Source organism: Bradyrhizobium sp. sGM-13, from assembly GCF_018398875.1.
In the GTDB taxonomy this organism is placed as follows: domain Bacteria; phylum Pseudomonadota; class Alphaproteobacteria; order Rhizobiales; family Xanthobacteraceae; genus Bradyrhizobium.
The window spans coordinates 372,452-388,772 of the sequence record NZ_JAGWDK010000002.1; the positions used below are offsets into that span (position 1 = coordinate 372,452).

The 16,321-nt window shown below is 62.4% G+C and carries 17 protein-coding genes; all 17 read left to right on the plus strand.

The genetic code is table 11. The features are described 5' to 3' along the window. Positions 1-77: 77 nt before the first annotated feature. The 17 genes from KJQ96_RS04205 (at position 78) to KJQ96_RS04285 (ending at position 16,155) form a co-directional block, all read left to right on the plus strand. On the plus strand, positions 78-620 hold the full coding sequence (locus tag KJQ96_RS04205; protein WP_213285431.1) for an RNA polymerase sigma factor: 543 nt from the start codon (positions 78-80) through the stop codon (positions 618-620). Between the two features lie 423 nt (positions 621-1,043). Then, on the plus strand, positions 1,044-2,030 hold the full coding sequence (locus KJQ96_RS04210; RefSeq protein ID WP_213285432.1) for a FecR domain-containing protein: 987 nt from the start codon (positions 1,044-1,046) through the stop codon (positions 2,028-2,030). 291 nt (positions 2,031-2,321) lie between these two features. Beyond that, on the plus strand, positions 2,322-4,031 hold the full coding sequence (locus KJQ96_RS04215; protein WP_213285433.1) for a ShlB/FhaC/HecB family hemolysin secretion/activation protein: 1,710 nt from the start codon (positions 2,322-2,324) through the stop codon (positions 4,029-4,031). Then, entirely contained in the window at positions 4,031-6,058 is a 2,028-nt protein-coding gene (locus KJQ96_RS04220; RefSeq protein WP_213285434.1) for a DUF2341 domain-containing protein, read from the plus strand. The genes KJQ96_RS04215 and KJQ96_RS04220 overlap by 1 nt, the downstream gene beginning before the upstream one ends. A 5-nt stretch (positions 6,059-6,063) precedes the next feature. Then, on the plus strand, positions 6,064-6,468 hold the full coding sequence (locus KJQ96_RS04225; protein ID WP_213285435.1) for a biopolymer transporter ExbD: 405 nt from the start codon (positions 6,064-6,066) through the stop codon (positions 6,466-6,468). 8 nt (positions 6,469-6,476) lie between these two features. Next, positions 6,477-7,010, plus strand: a complete 534-nt coding sequence (locus KJQ96_RS04230; RefSeq protein ID WP_249733711.1) for a hypothetical protein — start codon at positions 6,477-6,479, stop codon at positions 7,008-7,010. After that, positions 7,007-7,768, plus strand: coding sequence for an energy transducer TonB (locus tag KJQ96_RS04235; RefSeq protein ID WP_213285436.1), 762 nt, complete (start codon positions 7,007-7,009; stop codon positions 7,766-7,768). Before KJQ96_RS04230 ends, KJQ96_RS04235 begins: the two co-directional genes overlap by 4 nt. 54 nt (positions 7,769-7,822) lie before the next feature. Then, positions 7,823-9,664, plus strand: coding sequence for a putative porin (locus tag KJQ96_RS04240; RefSeq protein ID WP_213285437.1), 1,842 nt, complete (start codon positions 7,823-7,825; stop codon positions 9,662-9,664). 2 nt (positions 9,665-9,666) lie between these two features. Further along, on the plus strand, positions 9,667-10,263 hold the full coding sequence (locus tag KJQ96_RS04245) for a hypothetical protein (protein ID WP_213285438.1): 597 nt from the start codon (positions 9,667-9,669) through the stop codon (positions 10,261-10,263). Then, on the plus strand, positions 10,260-11,312 hold the full coding sequence (locus KJQ96_RS04250; protein WP_213285439.1) for a peptidylprolyl isomerase: 1,053 nt from the start codon (positions 10,260-10,262) through the stop codon (positions 11,310-11,312). Before KJQ96_RS04245 ends, KJQ96_RS04250 begins: the two co-directional genes overlap by 4 nt. A 17-nt stretch (positions 11,313-11,329) precedes the next feature. Further along, positions 11,330-11,851 carry a YbjN domain-containing protein gene (locus KJQ96_RS04255; RefSeq protein WP_213285440.1) on the plus strand — a complete coding sequence of 174 codons (522 nt, stop codon included), beginning with the start codon at positions 11,330-11,332 and terminating at the stop codon, positions 11,849-11,851. Between the two features lie 59 nt (positions 11,852-11,910). Next, the gene (locus KJQ96_RS04260; RefSeq protein WP_213285441.1) at positions 11,911-12,414 is read left to right on the plus strand and encodes a hypothetical protein; all 504 of its coding nucleotides are present in this window, start codon (positions 11,911-11,913) and stop codon (positions 12,412-12,414) included. A 90-nt stretch (positions 12,415-12,504) separates the two neighbouring features. Beyond that, the gene (locus KJQ96_RS04265; RefSeq protein ID WP_249733713.1) at positions 12,505-13,230 is read left to right on the plus strand and encodes a lytic transglycosylase domain-containing protein; all 726 of its coding nucleotides are present in this window, start codon (positions 12,505-12,507) and stop codon (positions 13,228-13,230) included. Positions 13,231-13,242: 12 nt separating this feature from the next. Continuing rightward, the gene (locus KJQ96_RS40085; RefSeq protein ID WP_249733714.1) at positions 13,243-13,695 is read left to right on the plus strand and encodes a hypothetical protein; all 453 of its coding nucleotides are present in this window, start codon (positions 13,243-13,245) and stop codon (positions 13,693-13,695) included. 440 nt (positions 13,696-14,135) lie between these two features. Further along, positions 14,136-14,549 carry a hypothetical protein gene (locus KJQ96_RS04275; protein ID WP_213285442.1) on the plus strand — a complete coding sequence of 138 codons (414 nt, stop codon included), beginning with the start codon at positions 14,136-14,138 and terminating at the stop codon, positions 14,547-14,549. Between the two features lie 20 nt (positions 14,550-14,569). After that, positions 14,570-15,136 carry an RNA polymerase sigma factor gene (locus KJQ96_RS04280; RefSeq protein ID WP_213285443.1) on the plus strand — a complete coding sequence of 189 codons (567 nt, stop codon included), beginning with the start codon at positions 14,570-14,572 and terminating at the stop codon, positions 15,134-15,136. Positions 15,137-15,177: 41 nt separating this feature from the next. Beyond that, entirely contained in the window at positions 15,178-16,155 is a 978-nt protein-coding gene (locus KJQ96_RS04285) for a FecR family protein (RefSeq protein ID WP_213285444.1), read from the plus strand. The last annotated feature ends 166 nt before the right edge of the window (positions 16,156-16,321 follow it).

A 16,321-nucleotide genomic window follows, 5' to 3' on the forward strand; every position in this document is an offset into this window, starting at 1 on the left:
TAGTTCAGCGCCGCTACGACCTGCTGATCGTCGGGGGGCGAGCGGAACGATGGTAACGCGTTTGGGGCCTGGGCAACGTGGCTGACAGCAATCGAATTCGGCTGCGCGGACAGTTGGTCGAAAATTACGACGGGCTGATCAGGAAGCTGACACGTCGCCTGGGATCGTCGGATTTTGCCCACGACGCCCTGCACGAGACATTCTTGCGGCTGGATCGCGTGACCGACGCGGTGCCGGTTCGCAGCCCGACCGACTACATATTCCGCACCGCCATCAATATCGCGAAGGACCGGCAAAAAGCCCAGAACTATCGCGTGAGTTCGTTGGAGATCGATGCGCTATTGGATGTTTGCGACGACGAACCCGATCCGGCGAGAATAGTCGAGGCGCGATCGGAGATTGAGGCCTTCAAGCGGGCACTGGCCGAATTGCCGCCGCGGCCGCGCGAAGTGCTCCGCAGCATCTCCATCGAAGGCCAGTCGGCGCGCGAGGTTGCGGCGCGACTCCAGGTGAGTATCCGCACCGTCGAGAGCGATCTGAAGCTGGCCCTTGGCCATTGCGCCGACAGCCTTGACCACACCTTGCAGCGTCGCCTTGGCGGCCCGCGCCCCCGATCATGACCGACCGGCGCTGAAACGCCGCGATCGATGCACGTCCCGGACGAGCCGGGGCGGCATTGGACAACAAGCGGCGAGTAAATTTGAGTGACGCGTTGTTTCGTTGCGGTTTTTCTTCGGGATAGCCGCTGCCCAGTCGTCTATCGAGTAGATGCCATGTAACGGCACCGCCGCGGCAAGCTGGATGGGAGGTTCCGAAGGAATGACGCGGGCCGTTGAAGCGAGGTCTGTTGCCGCCAGCGCAGGGGCGTGGATCGTCGCTTCCTGTTCAGCGAGCGTATCGTGAAGCAACCGATTGTGCGATCGTCGAAGCGCGCATCAAGGTGCTCGAAATTGACAGGAATTGGCTATATATCGAGGTCGGACGGCATTGGCCCCATCAATTAAGCACATTGGCTCGCGAGCGCGGCAGATGGACGATAAATCGTGACCGCGGCGAGCGATACATCCGAACGCGACGCGCTTTTGGACGAGGCCCTTGACTGGGTGGTCCGGCTCAAAACGGGTGCGCCGACTAGGGCTGATATCGATGCGCTGCAGCGCTGGCGCCAGCAAAGTCCCGCCCATGAGGAGGCTTTCAAAAAGGCCGCGCGGCTCTTCCGCCATGCAGGTATCGCAGCGGGCGAACTGGACGATCGGCCCGATGCCATAGGCGCGGTGCTGGCCCCGCAACGGCTGCCGTCCAGAATTATTGCCCGCCGCGCCTTTTTGGGCGGCGCGATCGCTGCGGCCGCCGCGGGCTATGTGGTTGTCCGTCCGCCGCTTGGCCTCTGGCCGTCGCTGCAGGAGCTGTCCGCCGACTATCGTACCGGCAAGGGCGAGCAGCGCAAGATCGCGGTCACGCCGGATGTATCGCTGGAGCTGAACACGCAGACCAGCATCGCATTGCGTTCCGCGCCCGACGAAACGCAGATCGAGTTGATTTCCGGCGAAGCCTCGGTGGCCGCGATGCGAACTTCGCCGAAGCCATTCGTCATGCTGGCTGCGAACGGACGCATCACCGCCAAACAGGCGGACTTCGTGGCGCGTTGCCTTGACGGCATGGTCCGCGTGACCTGTCTGAACGGGAGCGTAGACGTCGCCCAGGGCGGCCGCGTGGTGCAGCTTCGCCAGGCGGAGCAGGTCTCCTATACGCCTGGTGGAATAGAAGCCTCGGTCCCGGTCGATCCGGCGCAGGTGACGGCCTGGCAGAGCGGGCTATTGATTTTTCGCGACCAGACGCTTGCCGACGTGGTGGATGAGGTCAATCGCTATCGATCCGGCAAGATCATCATTACGAATGCGGATCTGAAGCAACGGGTCGTCAACGGCACGTTTCAGATCAATAAGCTCGGCGACTTCGTCCTCCAGGTTCAGCAATTGTTCGGGGCCCAGGCGCGCTCGCTGCCGGGCGGGGTCGTATTGCTCGGCTGATCCACTGAGCTGCGGCTCGCAATCTCTGTTTCACTGATCTGTCGTCGTCTTGGGCCGAGTTGAGCCTCCGACCACTCGCGAATCAGCGGTGGTGATGCGCGCGAAACCCGTTTGCAAAAAAGTCGTTAATTTTTCTCCGGAGCGCCGCAAAGTTTTGCGGGTTAGCCATCGGCCAGTCGTCTTTAGAGCGAGGGGGCGTGATCGCGGCGTGCAGCGGCGGTCGCGATACTCGTTTGAGGAGGCGAGCGGGCATCCGTGCAAAGTTGTGATGATGATGGGCCGCGCCGGCATATGCCGGCGGGAAGGGCGTTGTTTTGCCTGACGGCAGGCGCGGTGACCCTGGCAGGCGGACTGGTCGCTGCCGATCCGGCGTGCGCGGCCAAGGCAGCGTCGGCCGGGCGTGCGTCGAGCCCAACGAGTGCTTCGTCGTCGACCGAGCGAGCTTCGCCGCAACAGCCGGCTGCGACCGTGCAGCGTTTCGATATCGACGACTTTGCCGTCCAGGGCGCCGAGACGCTCCCGCAGATCGAAATCGAGGAAGCGATCTATCCGTTCCTCGGACCCAACAAGACTGCCGACGATGTCGAGAAGGCGCGGGCGGCGCTCGAGAAGGCCTATCATGACAAGGGCTATCAGACGGTCAGCGTCTCCGTTCCGCAGCAGAACGCGCTCTCCAGGATGATCACCCTCAAAGTAACGGAATTGAGGGTCGGGCGGCTTCGGGTCAAGAACTCGCGCTATTTTGACCTTGCCAAGATAACAAACAAGGCGGGCTCTCTTAAAGAGGGCACGGTCCCGAACTTCGGCAACGTCACCAAAGACATCATCGCACTGAACCAGTGGCCCGACCGGCGCGTGACGCCGGCGCTGCGGGCCGGCGTGACGCCGGGCACCGTCGATGTCGATCTGAATGTCGAAGACAAGGTGCCGGTGCATGCCAGCGTCGAGCTGAACAACCGCCAGTCTCCGAACACCACGGCGCTGCGCGTCAGCAGCACGGTGCATTACGACAACCTCTGGCAACTCGGCCACTCCCTGAGCTTCACCTACCAGGTGGCGCCGCAGCGCCCCGGCGACGCGGAAGTGTTTTCCGGCTCCTACCTTGCCCGGCTGCAGGACGTCGATTGGCTGAATGTCCTGTTCTATGCGGTGAAATCGAGCAGCGATGTCGCGACTGTCGGCGGCACCAACGTGATCGGGCCCGGACAGATTTTCGGCGGCCGCGCAGTGATGACCCTGCCGGCGCGAGAAAGCCTGTTCCACACCCTTTCGGTTGGCGTCGACTACAAGCACTTCGACCAGACCGTAAAGCTTGGCGGCGACGGATTTTCCTCTCCGGTCACCTACTACCCGGTGGTCGCCAGTTACGGCGCGACTTTCCAGACCGAAAAATTCACGACGCAGCTCAACGCTGGGGTCACCTATAATCTGCGGCCGTTGAGCGATGACTGGGTGGCGTTTGACAACAAGCGCTACTACGCCTCGCCGAGCTTCACCCATTTCAACGTCGACGTATCCCACACCCACGAACTGCCCGAGGGCTTCCAGCTCTACGGCAAGGTTCAGGGACAGGTCGCCGACGGACCGCTGGTGTCAAGCGAGCAGTTCAGCGCCGGCGGCCTCGATACTGTGCGCGGCTATCTGGAGTCCGAGACGCTCGGCGACAACGGCGTCGTCGGCAACCTCGAACTGCGCAGCCCCAACGTCGGCGAGCTCTTGCAGAAGCAGATGACGGACGAAACGGGCAAGGGCCAGGCGCGCTTCACCATCTTCAACGACTGGCGCCTCTTCGGGTTTACCGATGCCGGCACGGTCACCGTCCTGCATCCGCTGCCCGACCAGCAGTCGAAATTCGACGTGTGGAGCTACGGCGTCGGCGCCCGCTTCAAGATGTTCAACTATCTCAACGGCACGCTCGTCTATTCCGTGCCGATGGTGAGCCAAGCCTACACCGAAGCGCGAAATCCGCGCGTGAATTTCCGAATCTGGGGTGAATTCTGATGATCAGGGGATGGGACCAACGAGGCTGCGCGGGTCGGCGGACGGGCACGAAAACATTGGCGAGCCTGCTGCTCGGACTTGTTGCGCTGCTGTCGCTCTCGCTGTCGCCGGCCAAAGCGTGGTGGAATGACGAATGGCAATTGCGCAAGAAGATCACCATCGACGCCAGCGCGTCCGGCGCCAATATCACCGATCCGATCGGCACCGCTCAAGTTCTAATTCGGCTGCATGTCGGGAATTTCCGCTTCAGCCACGCCAAGGATGACGGCAGCGACCTGCGCTTCGTTGCCGGTGACGACAAGACGCCGCTGAAGCATCACATCGAAAAGTATGACTCGCTGCTCAGCGAGGCCCTGATCTGGGTCGCCGTGCCGAACCTGCAGGCCGGCGCCAAGGCCGATATCTGGCTCTATTCCGGCAACAAGAAAGCGGTTGCGACCAGCGATCCGAAAGGCACCTACGATCCCGACACGCAGCTCGTCTATCATTTCAACGAGCGTGGGACGCCGGCATTGGACTCGTCCGTCTGGGCCAACAATGCGCAAACCGTCGGCCAGCCGGCGGACGGCTCCCTGATCGGAACGGGCCTGCGCCTGGATGGCCGCACGCTGTTGACTCTGCCGGCATCGCCATCGCTCGCCTTGAGCGATAACGCCGCGTTCACCTGGTCAGCCTGGATCAAGCCCAGCGCCATGCAGCCGAACGCGGCCCTGTACAGCCGCCGCGATGGCGCCAACGGTCTCGTCATCGGACTGGATAACGGCATTCTGTTCGCCGAGGTCACCAATGCGGGGACTGCGCAACGCAGCGCCGCCGGCGCGCCGGTTGCCCCGGGCGGCTGGCATCACGTCGCCGTCGTGGCCAATGGCGGTCAGATCGCACTTTATCTCGACGGTGCGCCGTACGCATCGCTTGCCGCCACCTTGCCGGCACTTAACGCGATCGCGCTGGTCGGCGGCGAGACGCCAGGTGCTGCTGCCGCCGCTCCTGCGGCGGCACCGTCCGCAGCCGCTGAGACTCCAGCCCCGTCTCAGCCGGCTGCGGATGGGAGCACGGCGCCGGATGCTGCTGCCCCCGCATCCGAGGCCGCGCCGGCTTCAGCTCCCGTAGCTCCCGTCGCCGCAATGGCCGGCTTTGTCGGCGATATCGACGAGTTGCAGATCGCGAAGATTGCCCGCCCCGCCGGCTTCATCAAGTTTGCCGCGATCGGGCAGGGACCGGAGCATGCCAAGCTCGTCGCCTTCAGCCTGGATGAAGAAACCGGAAGCTGGCTCTCCGGCTATTTCGCGGTGATCCTGAAATCGGTGACGCTCGACGGCTGGATCGTCATCGGCATCCTCGTGATCATGGCCGCCGTCAGTTGGGTCGTGATGTACGATCGCGCTTCCTATCTGAACAAGCAGGCCAAGGCCAATGCCCGCTTCATGAAGAGCTTTCGCGAGATCGCGGCGGATCTCACGATGCTCGACAGCGGCGAGGCGGAAGATGTCGCAACTTTGGGCGGTCGCATGAATGAGTCCGACGCCAAGATCATGCGGGCATCGTCCTTGTATCGTATCTATCACCTCGGCGCCTCGGAGATCCGCCACCGCTTCGCCCAGAACGGCACGCGCCTGCCGGTTCTCTCGGCCGCATCGATCGCAGCGATCCGCGCGGCGCTCGACAGTGGCTATGTCAAGGAGACCCAGCGGCTCAACCGGCTGATGGTGGTGCTGACCATCGCGATCTCCGGCGGACCGTTCCTCGGCCTGCTCGGCACCGTGGTCGGCGTCATGATCACGTTCGCCGCCATCGCGGCGAGCGGCGACGTCAACGTCAACGCCATCGCGCCGGGCATTGCGGCAGCGCTGGTCGCAACCGTCGCCGGTCTCGGCGTCGCGATCCCGGCATTGTTTGGCTACAACTACCTGATCTCCCGCATCAAGGACCTGACCAATGACATGCAGGTCTTCATCGATGAGTTCGTGACGAAGATGGCCGAATTCTACTCGGCCGACCGGATCGAACACCGCGTCGCCGCGGAGTAACGGCGATGCAGCTCCAGGACAGCGGCAAACCCTACGACGACATCAACATCACGCCGATGTTGGATCTCGCTTACGTGTTGCTGGTGATTTTCATCATCATGACGACGGCGACCGTGCAGGGCCAGAAGGTCAATCTGCCGAAGGCGTCGGCGGCGCCGAGCCTTGCGACGCAGACGACCAAGGCAATTACGGTCGCCAATGACGGCAAGATCTTTCTCGACACCATACCGGTCACGCTGCCCGAGCTCGAACAGCGCCTGGTGCAGCAGAAAGCGCTCACGCCCGAATTTCCGGTGGTGCTGCGTGGCGACGCACAGGCTCAGTACCAGAGCGTCATGGACGTGCTCGATCTCCTGGGGCGGGTGGGCCTGACGCAGGTTGGTCTCGCCACCAAGCCGCTTGTGAAGTGAGCGATCTGATGCACATCGCCATGAACATGCGTGACGCCGCCAGGAATGGCATCAGGAAACTGTGGTCCTGGCTGCACGATGCGTCATGGACGATTGGCCGGTATGCCAACGAAAATAAGGTCTGTTCGGACGAAGTGATCTCGCGGGCTGCCGCCGCCAAGAACGATCTACAACCTGTCTCGCCGGTCGCCGGGCGCGGTCATGCCGCGCAAAGCGGCATCCTGCTGCAGTTTCCGGTTCGCGGCGAGGCGCTGCTGGTCAGGCTCGCGGACCTCCTGCGAAGCCGCATTGCCGATCGCCGGCTCGAGCGCGATCCGCTGCTCCTGTTGATCTCGCGATGCCCGGGATCGCGACTATCGATCGATCGGTCCGCCTATGTCGAATTCCTGGCTGACCGATGCACGTATTACGTGGCGATCGAGGCGCAGCCCGACACAAGGGTCACCGTGGAAACGGCGGATTTCGACACCGTCGTGAAATTCGTCGTACAGTACGTGGCCGAACGTCTCTCGGAGAAGGTGCTCCTGGAGGCCGCGTCATGAACGCTCCCGTGAGAGATCAGGATCCCTCCGCCGCGCGCGAAGCAAAGGTGCAGGCGCCGACCGCATATCGTCCGATCGGAAAACACGCCGCATTGTTTCGCTACGGCGCTACGCTTTTGGCGGTCGCCGGGTTCGTCGGTGTCGCCGTGTTCTTCCTCCGCGGTGACGATCTGCCGCCGCCGCGGCTGGTGCGGGAACTGACCGTCGTCAACATCGTGCCGCCGCCTCCGCCTCCGCCGCCGCCACCTCAGCCGATGCCCGAACAGAAGATGATCGAGCAGCCGAAGATGGCCGAGCCGGAGTTCAAGGAGGAGAAGCCGGTCGACAAGCCCAAGGACGAGCCGGTCAAGGATGCCAAGAACGATGAACCTCCGGGGCCGCTGTCGCTCGATGCGAAGGCGGTCGGCCCTGGCGATCTCTTCAATCTCGGCAGCAAGGTGGGCGGCAATCCTTACGGCGGCGGCGGAGGCGGCGGCAGCCGATGGGGTTGGTACAGCACGATCGTGACGGACCAGGCTACGGCTGCGCTGCGCGCTAATCCAAAGACCCGGAATATGGCGACGCAAATCCAGGTCCGGTTGTGGGCCGACGCGTCGGGACGCGTGACCCGGGTAATCATCTCGCCGTCGACCGGCGATGCAGAATTGGACGCCATTATCCGCGACGAAGTGCTCGGCAGGCTGATGCTGCGTGAGCCGCCGCCCAAGGACATGCCGATGCCGGTGGTCACGCGGGTGACCGCGCGACGGCCAAGCTGAAGCGTTTGTAACGATTTCGTTGAGTGAAGAGACTGGTAGAGGACTGGGGAATCCATGTTTGAGAAGAAATCCGACGTACGGCGGCGCTTGATGCCGCTAGCCGTATCGCTGTGCGCGCTCACCTGCGGCGGACAGTCGTTTGGCCAGACCGCATCGGATGATGGGCGGGGGCCGGCAAAAAAACCCGATGCCAAGCGGCCCACGGTGTTGCAGACGAAACCGTCGTCGCCCAGCGCCACGATCAATCTCGTGAGCCTGTTGGTGAAGCAGGGCGTGCTGACGGATGAGCAGGCGCAGGCGCTGATCAAGCAGGCGGACGACGAGGCCTATGTCGCGCGCGAAGCGGCGAAGGGCGCAAGCGCCAGGGCTGACGAAGCGGCGAAAGCCGCGAATGCTGCGACGGCGGCAGCCTCGCCGCCCGGCACGCGGCACGTGACCTACGTTCCCGAAATTGTCAAACGGCAGTTACGTGAAGACATTAAGCGGGAGGTTATGGACCGGGCACATAAGGAAAACTGGGCCTCGCCGGGTGCCTACCCGGAATGGGCGCAGCGCATCCGCTTCTACGGCGACCTGCGTGCGCGCTACGAAGGCCAATTCTTTCCCACTGGAAACGGACCTTTGCAGAATTTCAATGCCACTAACACCGGCTCGCCGTTCCTTGACGACATGCTCAATCCCTATCTCCCTCCGAGTTACAATACGACACAGGACCGCGAAAGATTTCGCTTCCGGGCTCGTCTTGGCCTCGATGCCGATCTGTTCAACGGATTTAGCGCCGGTTTGCGCATCGCCACCGGCGATAACAACTCGCCCGTTTCTACCAACCAGACATTCGGAGCGAGCGGCGGCAACTTCTCCAAATACTCGCTCTGGCTCGATCGCGCCTACCTGAAGTACCAGGCGTGGAACAACGATTTGGCGGTTTCCGTCGGCCGCTTCGATAATCCGTTCTGGTCGCCGACCGATCTCGTCTGGCACAGGGATCTCGGGTTCGATGGTGCCGCCGTGCAGGCCAAGTACGAGATCGCGCAAGGCATTACGCCATTCGTCGTGGCCGGCGCGTTCCCGATCTACAACACCGACTTGAATGCCGGGATCAATCTTGACACCAACTTCAGTGGGGTGCCGACCAAGTTCGCCAGCGACGACAAGTGGCTGTTCGGCGGGCAAGCCGGCTTTGCGGCGAGATTCGCCCCCGAATCGAATTTCCGATTTGCGGTCGCATATTACGATTTCACTAATGTGCAGGGTCGGCTCTCAAGCGAATGCATAGTCACCAGCGCCAGTGACATCTGCGATACCGATTTGCGTCGGCCGTCGTTTGCGCAGAAGGGCAACACCTATATGACGTTGCGAAACATTCCGTTGTTCGTCGGTACTACGCAGCTTTCGCCGTATCAATACTACGGCCTGGTCAGCCAGTATCGGCCAGTGGTTGCCAGCGCGCAGCTCGATCTCGGCCATTTCCATCCGGCGCACATCGTCCTCGACGGCGAGTACATCTGGAACAGCGCGTTCGACCGCGGCCTGATGAATCAATTGGCCATTAACAACCGTGGGCCGGACATCGCCACCAATGTGCCCGGCCCCTACAACGGCGGCAATCAGGGCTGGCTCGCCCGCATCACCGTCGGTGACAAGGTGGTCAAGCGTCTCTGGGATTGGAACGTGCACGCCGGCTACAAATATCTGGAGTCCGATGCCACCATCGACGCCTTCGTCGACTCTGACTTTGGGCTCGGCGGCACCAATCTCAAGGGCTACTTCGTCGGCGGCAATGTCGGGCTCAGCGACAATGTGTGGGCCAGCCTGCGCTGGATGAGCGCCAACAACATTGCAGGCGTGCCCTATGCCGTCGATGTCCTGCAAGTCGACCTGAACGCGAAGTTCTGATCATGCAGACCCGCATCCCACGTCTTGTACTACTTTTCGCTGCCGCCGTGTTCTGCGGCGAGGCTCGCGCCGATACCGAGCACGATCGCCTGCGCGAGGCATTGCGCAGCGCCACCATGCAGACCAGGCAACTGGAAGACCAGCGCGCTGCGTCGCAGGCGAAACTCGCCGAGGCTGAGAAGGAAAAGGCCGCCCTGAAGGCGCAGGTCGATGCCGCCAAGGCGGAAACCCGCAAGCTCGAGAAGCAGCATCGCGAGGCGGTCGACGAATTCAACCAGCGTCTCACCGAGCGCGACGAGACGCTGGAGAAATGGAAGTCAGCTTACGAGGAGGCTGCCAACGTTGCTCGTGCCAAGGACGCGGAGCGGGCAAAGTTCGAAGGCGAGGCAACGGCGTACAAAGCCAGCACCAAGAGCTGCCAGGCCAAGAATGTGCAGCTCATCAGCGAGGGCAAGGAAATTCTGAACCGATACAAGAAACTGACGTTAGGCGGCGCGCTCGTCGCGACCGAGCCGCTGACCGGCGTTGGCGGCGTCGACGCGCAGAACTTCGTCCAGGACTACACCGACAAGCTCCTCGATCAAAAGGCGACACCATGAGTATTCCCCGCGTTTTCAGAGCGTTGCAATCGAGCGTCATTGCAGCCGCTGCCATCCTGTCGCTGCCGAACGGGGCGCTCGCGCAGACGGCGCCGGCGCCCGCGCCTCAGCGTACGGCTACGGTGCCAGCCACGGCCAAGCCGAAGCCGGCACCTCTGGCGGCGGTGCCCCAGGGACCGGCCGGCCAGACCACTGCGACACAACAAGTCGCCGCCGCCAAGGCATCCGGCGGTGACGATATCGTTGCGCGGGTTGGCAATGCCAACATCTCGGCCGAAGAACTGCGTGCCTATGTGGGCGCGCTTGGAGTGCGGGAGCAGGCGGCGCTCGCGAAGGATCCCGCACTGCTCAGCCAGACCGTGCGCATGCTGCTGGCCAACCGGCTGGTGCTGCAGGAGCTGACCGCCAAAAAATGGGATCAGCGACCCACTATCGCGGCCCAGCTTGATCGCGTGCGGGAAAACGCTCTGGTCGAGCTCTACCTGCAATCGGTCTCGACGCCGGCGAACAATTATCCGGGCGAGGAAGATCTGCAGAAGGTCTATGAGGCGAACCGCAGTGCGCTGCTGGTGCCGCGCCAGTTCCAGCTCGCGCAGATCTTTGTTGCTGCCCCGAAGGACGCCGATAAGGCGTCGGAGGATAAGGCGAAAAAGAAGCTGGATGACATTCAGGCCAGGCTGAAGGCGCTGAATGCCGACTTCATCGCAATCGCGCGCGCCGAGGGTGAGGCAAAGAACGGTGGCGATCTCGGCTGGCTGGCGGAGAACCAGATCCGGCCGGAGATCAGGACGCAGGTCATCGGGCTGGTCAAGAATGGCGTGTCCGATCCCATTCGCCTCGAAGACGGCTGGCACATCCTCAAACTGCTCGACACCAAGGCGGCCTATACCCGCACGCTTCCGGAGGTGCGCGAGCAACTGGTCCAGCAGATGCGCAGCGAGCACGCCGCGATGATGCGGCGCGCCTATCTCGCGGAATTGCTCAAGGAGCATCCGCCCATCCTCAACGAGCTCGCGCTTTCGAACCTGCTCGACGGCGTCCGGAAATAACACACGCGGAGAATGAAATGTCAGACGTCAGCATCACCAAACTCACTCTCGATGGTCTTCGCGAAAGTCTTCAACAGGTAGGCTATCGCGTGGAGACGGCGACGGATCCGGTTGCCGGGCTCCCGTACCTGCGGTCCGCAACCGGCGGACTTGCCTTTGATATCCGTCCGGGAAACCAACTTTCCGACGCGGACGGAAGCTTCGTCGATGCTGCATTCACGGCCATCCTTCAGGTTCAGGGCGAGCTTCCGCTCGATCTGGTCAATCGCTGGAATGCGACGCGGCGGTTCGGACGCCTGCAACTCAGCCAGCCATTTCTCGTCTTCTGCCTTGATGTCTCGGTGGCGGGCGGAGTGATGCCGGACTACCTCCGCGCCCAGATCGAAATCTGGGATCGCCTGGTGCAGGAGCTGATTGCATATCTGCGGGACGAGCTACGTCAGTTGTCCGCGAAGAACGGTTCAGCCTCGTCACCCGTGTCGCAGACGCCCGGGCACCAGAGCGCTACTGAGGTCGATGCGCCGACCACGGTGCAGTAGCGCGCGTGGCTCAACATAAGGTATATGGGGCGGCGCTTTCCATGCAGTCTGAACGTAATATGCCGGCGCCGACAGCCGGCGCCGTTGGCAAGCGCCGTGTTGCGTGGTGGAAGACGATCTTCCGTCCCGTTGCGGCGATGGCGGGTTTGATCGCCGCCGGAATCGAGGCGAAGGCGGCGCCCGTTGCCGCGGACAGCGGTGAATACCGGTCTGCAACGGCGGTCCCGGAAGCATGGCAGGTATTTGCAAGGCAATTGCAGCAAAAGTTCGAACAGCAGCTCGCCGGCGACAGCGACGGAGCACGCCGTATCCAGGACTATCTGATGCGCCGCGGCGGAGCGGCCGATGCACCAGCTTTGAAGTTGGCGCTTCGTGCCTGGGTTCTGGCCGACGGCAGAGTCAGTCGCATCGAAGTCGACGGAATGGATGATGCCGGGATGCGCGTCGAACTGCGCGCGTTGCTGATGGCTGGTGGCGTCGGCGCACCGCCACCGGAAATGCTTCAACCCCTGCGCCTGCGTCTTTCGCTTCGCGCGAAAAACCGGTCCCGGGAGGGGAAGTAGCGGATGACGGGCGGCATGCAACCTCGATCGTCCTACGCGGCGCGCTTTTGGCCACTAGCATCGGCCGTTGTCGCGCTGGGGTTGCTCGTAATGGCCTCGCCAAGGTTTGCGAGGGCGGACACCGTTTCGGCGGCCATCTCGTTTGACGATCGTTTTGCCGCCGTCGAATCGCCGGATCAGTTGCCGCGGGCGCGATCGACGCCTGCGACAGAGCCGCCGAAGGATATTGCCGGCGATATCGCAAAGCCCAGGATGCCGTCGAGCGTGCCCGACGGGCGTGCGCGCTATCGCGCCTTGATCGAAAGGGAAGCCACGCAGGCCGGCCTGCCGCCGGAAATCGCCGAAGCGGTGATGGCGGTGGAAAGCGGATACAATCCCGATGCCATCGGCGGCGTCGGCGAAATCGGCTTGATGCAGATATTGCCGTCGACGGCGGCGATGCTCGGCTTCAGGGGTTCGCTCGCCGAGCTTGCAGTGCCCGAGACCAATATTCGATACGGCGTGACCTATCTTGCGAAGGCGTGGCGCCTGGCCGGCGGTGATCTTTGCACGGCCGCCATGAAATATCGGGCCGGGCATGGCGAGACCCGGTTTTCCGTTCTCTCCGTCAACTATTGTCACGCCGTGCGCGCAAAGCTGGCCGCACGCGGCTTTCCCGTGACAGGTAGTGTTCCCGTCGCAACGTTCGGAGAGCCGGCCCGGGGCGGCGGCTGCGGCCGCAAATGCCTGGGCGTTTCGCACATAGGTTCGGTGAATATCGCAGCACTCAACACGCGGCTCAGTGCGCTCGTCGTGCAGGCCCGGGCAGGGCGGTAGGGGGCGATCTCAATGCGGCTGATCATGCTTTCGCTTGTTGCCGCCGTGGGTCTTGTCTCGCCAGGGCTGGCCGAAGAGCGCGTCACGGTGCTTCCGGAAATCGTCATTGGCGGCGGCGCCGCGAATGCACTTGTCAAGCCCGAAGGACGCGTCACGGTGCGTCCGGAAGTCGTCATTGGTGGCGGTGCAGGGAATGCGCCGGTCAAGCCCGAAAGATGCGTCGAAGTCGAAACCGGATCAAGCAGGGCGATGGATTGTCTCAACCAGAAACTCAAGCGGGAGGTGGATCGCGTCAATCCGGTCATGAACCTTCCGCCGATCGATGCCCGCTCGCCAGACATCAAGACAGGCGTCGTGAACATCCCGGCCGTTCAGCAACAATACGGTCGGAATTTTGGTGTTTCGGTTGTTCCGTATCGGCCCGCGCCGCCGGTGTTCAGCGCGCCGGGGGGACTGCATCGATAGGAAAGACCGATCCTCGATCGCATCGTCGAGCGATTTTTCACAAGCAAGTCGTCATCATCGGAGCACATGGCGATTCACTTTCTCGATTTCGGCGTGACACGCGAATGTAACACACGCTCCATAAGGTTCTCAGCCGGACCATGATCGTAGTCTTGTGAATGTAAGGATGCGCTGTGATACCGGATGCGCTAGTAGCCGCGCAAAGCCGGAGCGTTCGGTTATGCCGTGCGCTGCTATTTGGAGTCGGACTGGCGCTGCCGGGTCACGATGCGGTTTCGCAGACACGAAGTCCGATCCGGTTCGCGATTGCCGCCCAGCCGCTTGCGGCCGCGCTCGATACCTACAGTGTCGTATCCGGCCTCGAACTTTACTACGATGGCGAGCTGGCCGTTGGACGGCGTTCCCACGCCGTTGAGGGGCGACTTGTACCGGATGTCGCTTTGCGGGAATTGCTGACCGGCAGTGGTCTCGTTGCACGAGCGACCGGTCCCAACAGCTTTACCATCACAGTTGGTCCTTCGCGCCCGGCCAGTGCAAGCCATCAGTCGTACTTTGCGACGATCCAGGCGCGGGTGTCGCAGGCATTGTGCGCGCATGCCGAAACCCGGCCAGGCAGCATTGATCTTCTGCTTCAGCTGTGGATAGCGTCCACGGGAACGGTACAGCGCGCACAATTGCTCGATGCGCCCAATGGTGACATGCGCGAGAATGCATTTGCCGCGGCGTTGCGCGGGGTATCCATTGGCGCTGCTCCCCCTGCGGAGCTGCCGCAACCCATCACAATGGCGATTTTCGCGCGGACCAACGGGGAGCCGACCGGCTGTGGCGGTGTTACGACAACGGCGGCGCGTTAGATGCATCGGATGCGTCGCCCATGAACAGTTCGAATCGCGACACGCTGCGGCGGTTCTTTTTGCTCGGTTATGACGAACTGCGGGCGCGATTGACGCGGCGTTTTGGATCTGTCGAGCTTGCCAGCGATGTGCTGCATGAGACCTGGCTGCGGCTTGAGAATGCAGCTCCAGCCGACGTCGTTCGCAGTCCAAGGAATTATCTGCTGCAAATGGCGGCGAATGTCGCCTTGAAGCGTCTGAGAGCAGAGAAAAGTTTTGTCACGCTCACGGATGCCAAGATGGCGATTGGCATCATCGACGATATGCCTGATCCCGAGTGCTCCGCGATGGCGCGTTCCGAGGTCGTAGCGCTTGCAAGGGCATTGTCGGAGTTGACACCGCGCCGCCGCGATATCCTGCTGGCATCGCGCCTCGAGGGGATTCAGCTTTGGGCGATAGCCGAGCGTCTTGGCGTCTCGCAGCGTCTTGTCGAGATTGAACTCAAGCACGCACTGGCTCATTGCGCGTTGCGTGTTGGACGAAATGTCACAAAAAGATTCGGTCCCAGGCCGCTGAAAGGATCTCAGACCGACGGGGATCCCGACTGATGTGTTCCGCAAGACCCGGTCCTGGCGACATTGGATATGCGATGGCTGGAGATATTCCCGAGCATCCAGCGGTTTTCCTGACAAGGATTGACCGTGAGGCGCACGATTGGGTGGTGCGTTTCGCTGTCGGCAACGCCGGCCCGGCCGATCTTGATGCTTTCAAGGAATGGTCGGCGCAGGCCGGCTATGCCGAGGCATTCGCGCGTGCCTGCCGGCTTTGGGAGGCTGTCGGACCGGCAGCCGAGCATATGGCCGGCGCCCCTGCTCCTGAACGGAAAGTATATATTGGGCGTCGCGCGTTTATGGGTGGCGCGCTTGCAGCGTCCGCGGCGGCTACGGCTTACGTTGGCGCACTGCCGCCGCTCGGCCTTTGGCCGTCATTGTCCGAGCTTGCGGCCGATTATCGGACCGCGCCAGGCGAGCAGCGCAGCATCGTGCTTGCCGGAGGTTCGTCGATAGAGCTGAATACCCGCACGAGCATCGCCCTCAAAGCCTCGTCTGACGGGGACGCAGAACGTATAGAGCTGCTTGGCGGCGAAGCGGCCATCGTTACGCGTCCCGATTTGCGTCGCGCCGTCGAGGTGATCGCGGGAGGTGGCCGCGTCACCGCCACCGATGCTGTCTTCAATATGCGCTATGAACGCGACACCGTTTGCACGACATGCGTCGTGGGGGCGGTCGAGGTTGCGATCGGGAAGCGCTCAGTCAATCTTCGTCCCCGCACGCAGGTCATATATTCCGGCAGCGGGCTGGGCGCAGCTACGACGGTGGATGTTGGTGTCGTAACCGCCTGGAAAGACGGCATTCTGGTGTTTCGGTCGACGCCGCTCGCGGATGCCGTCGCGGAAATCAACCGCTATCGGTCCGGTCGGATCATCGTGACCAATACCGCGCTCGGGCGTCGATTGTTCAATGCGCGCTTCCCGATTGCAAACGTCGATGGTGTTGTTGCCCAGATCCAGCAGGTCTTCGGTGCATCTGTCACTTCTCTGCCCGGCGGTATCGTGCTGCTGGGCTGATCGGGTGTGGCAGGTCGATATTCGAAATACGGAAGAAAGTAAGCAGGCCAATCTGCAGAAGGTCTGGATTTTGTTTTCGGTGCCGGCCCTCGAGAGGGATCTAAGCAGAGGTCGCGGCACCAGAACGGTAATTGCGACCGCTGCCATCCCTTCGTCCCCGCGCGAG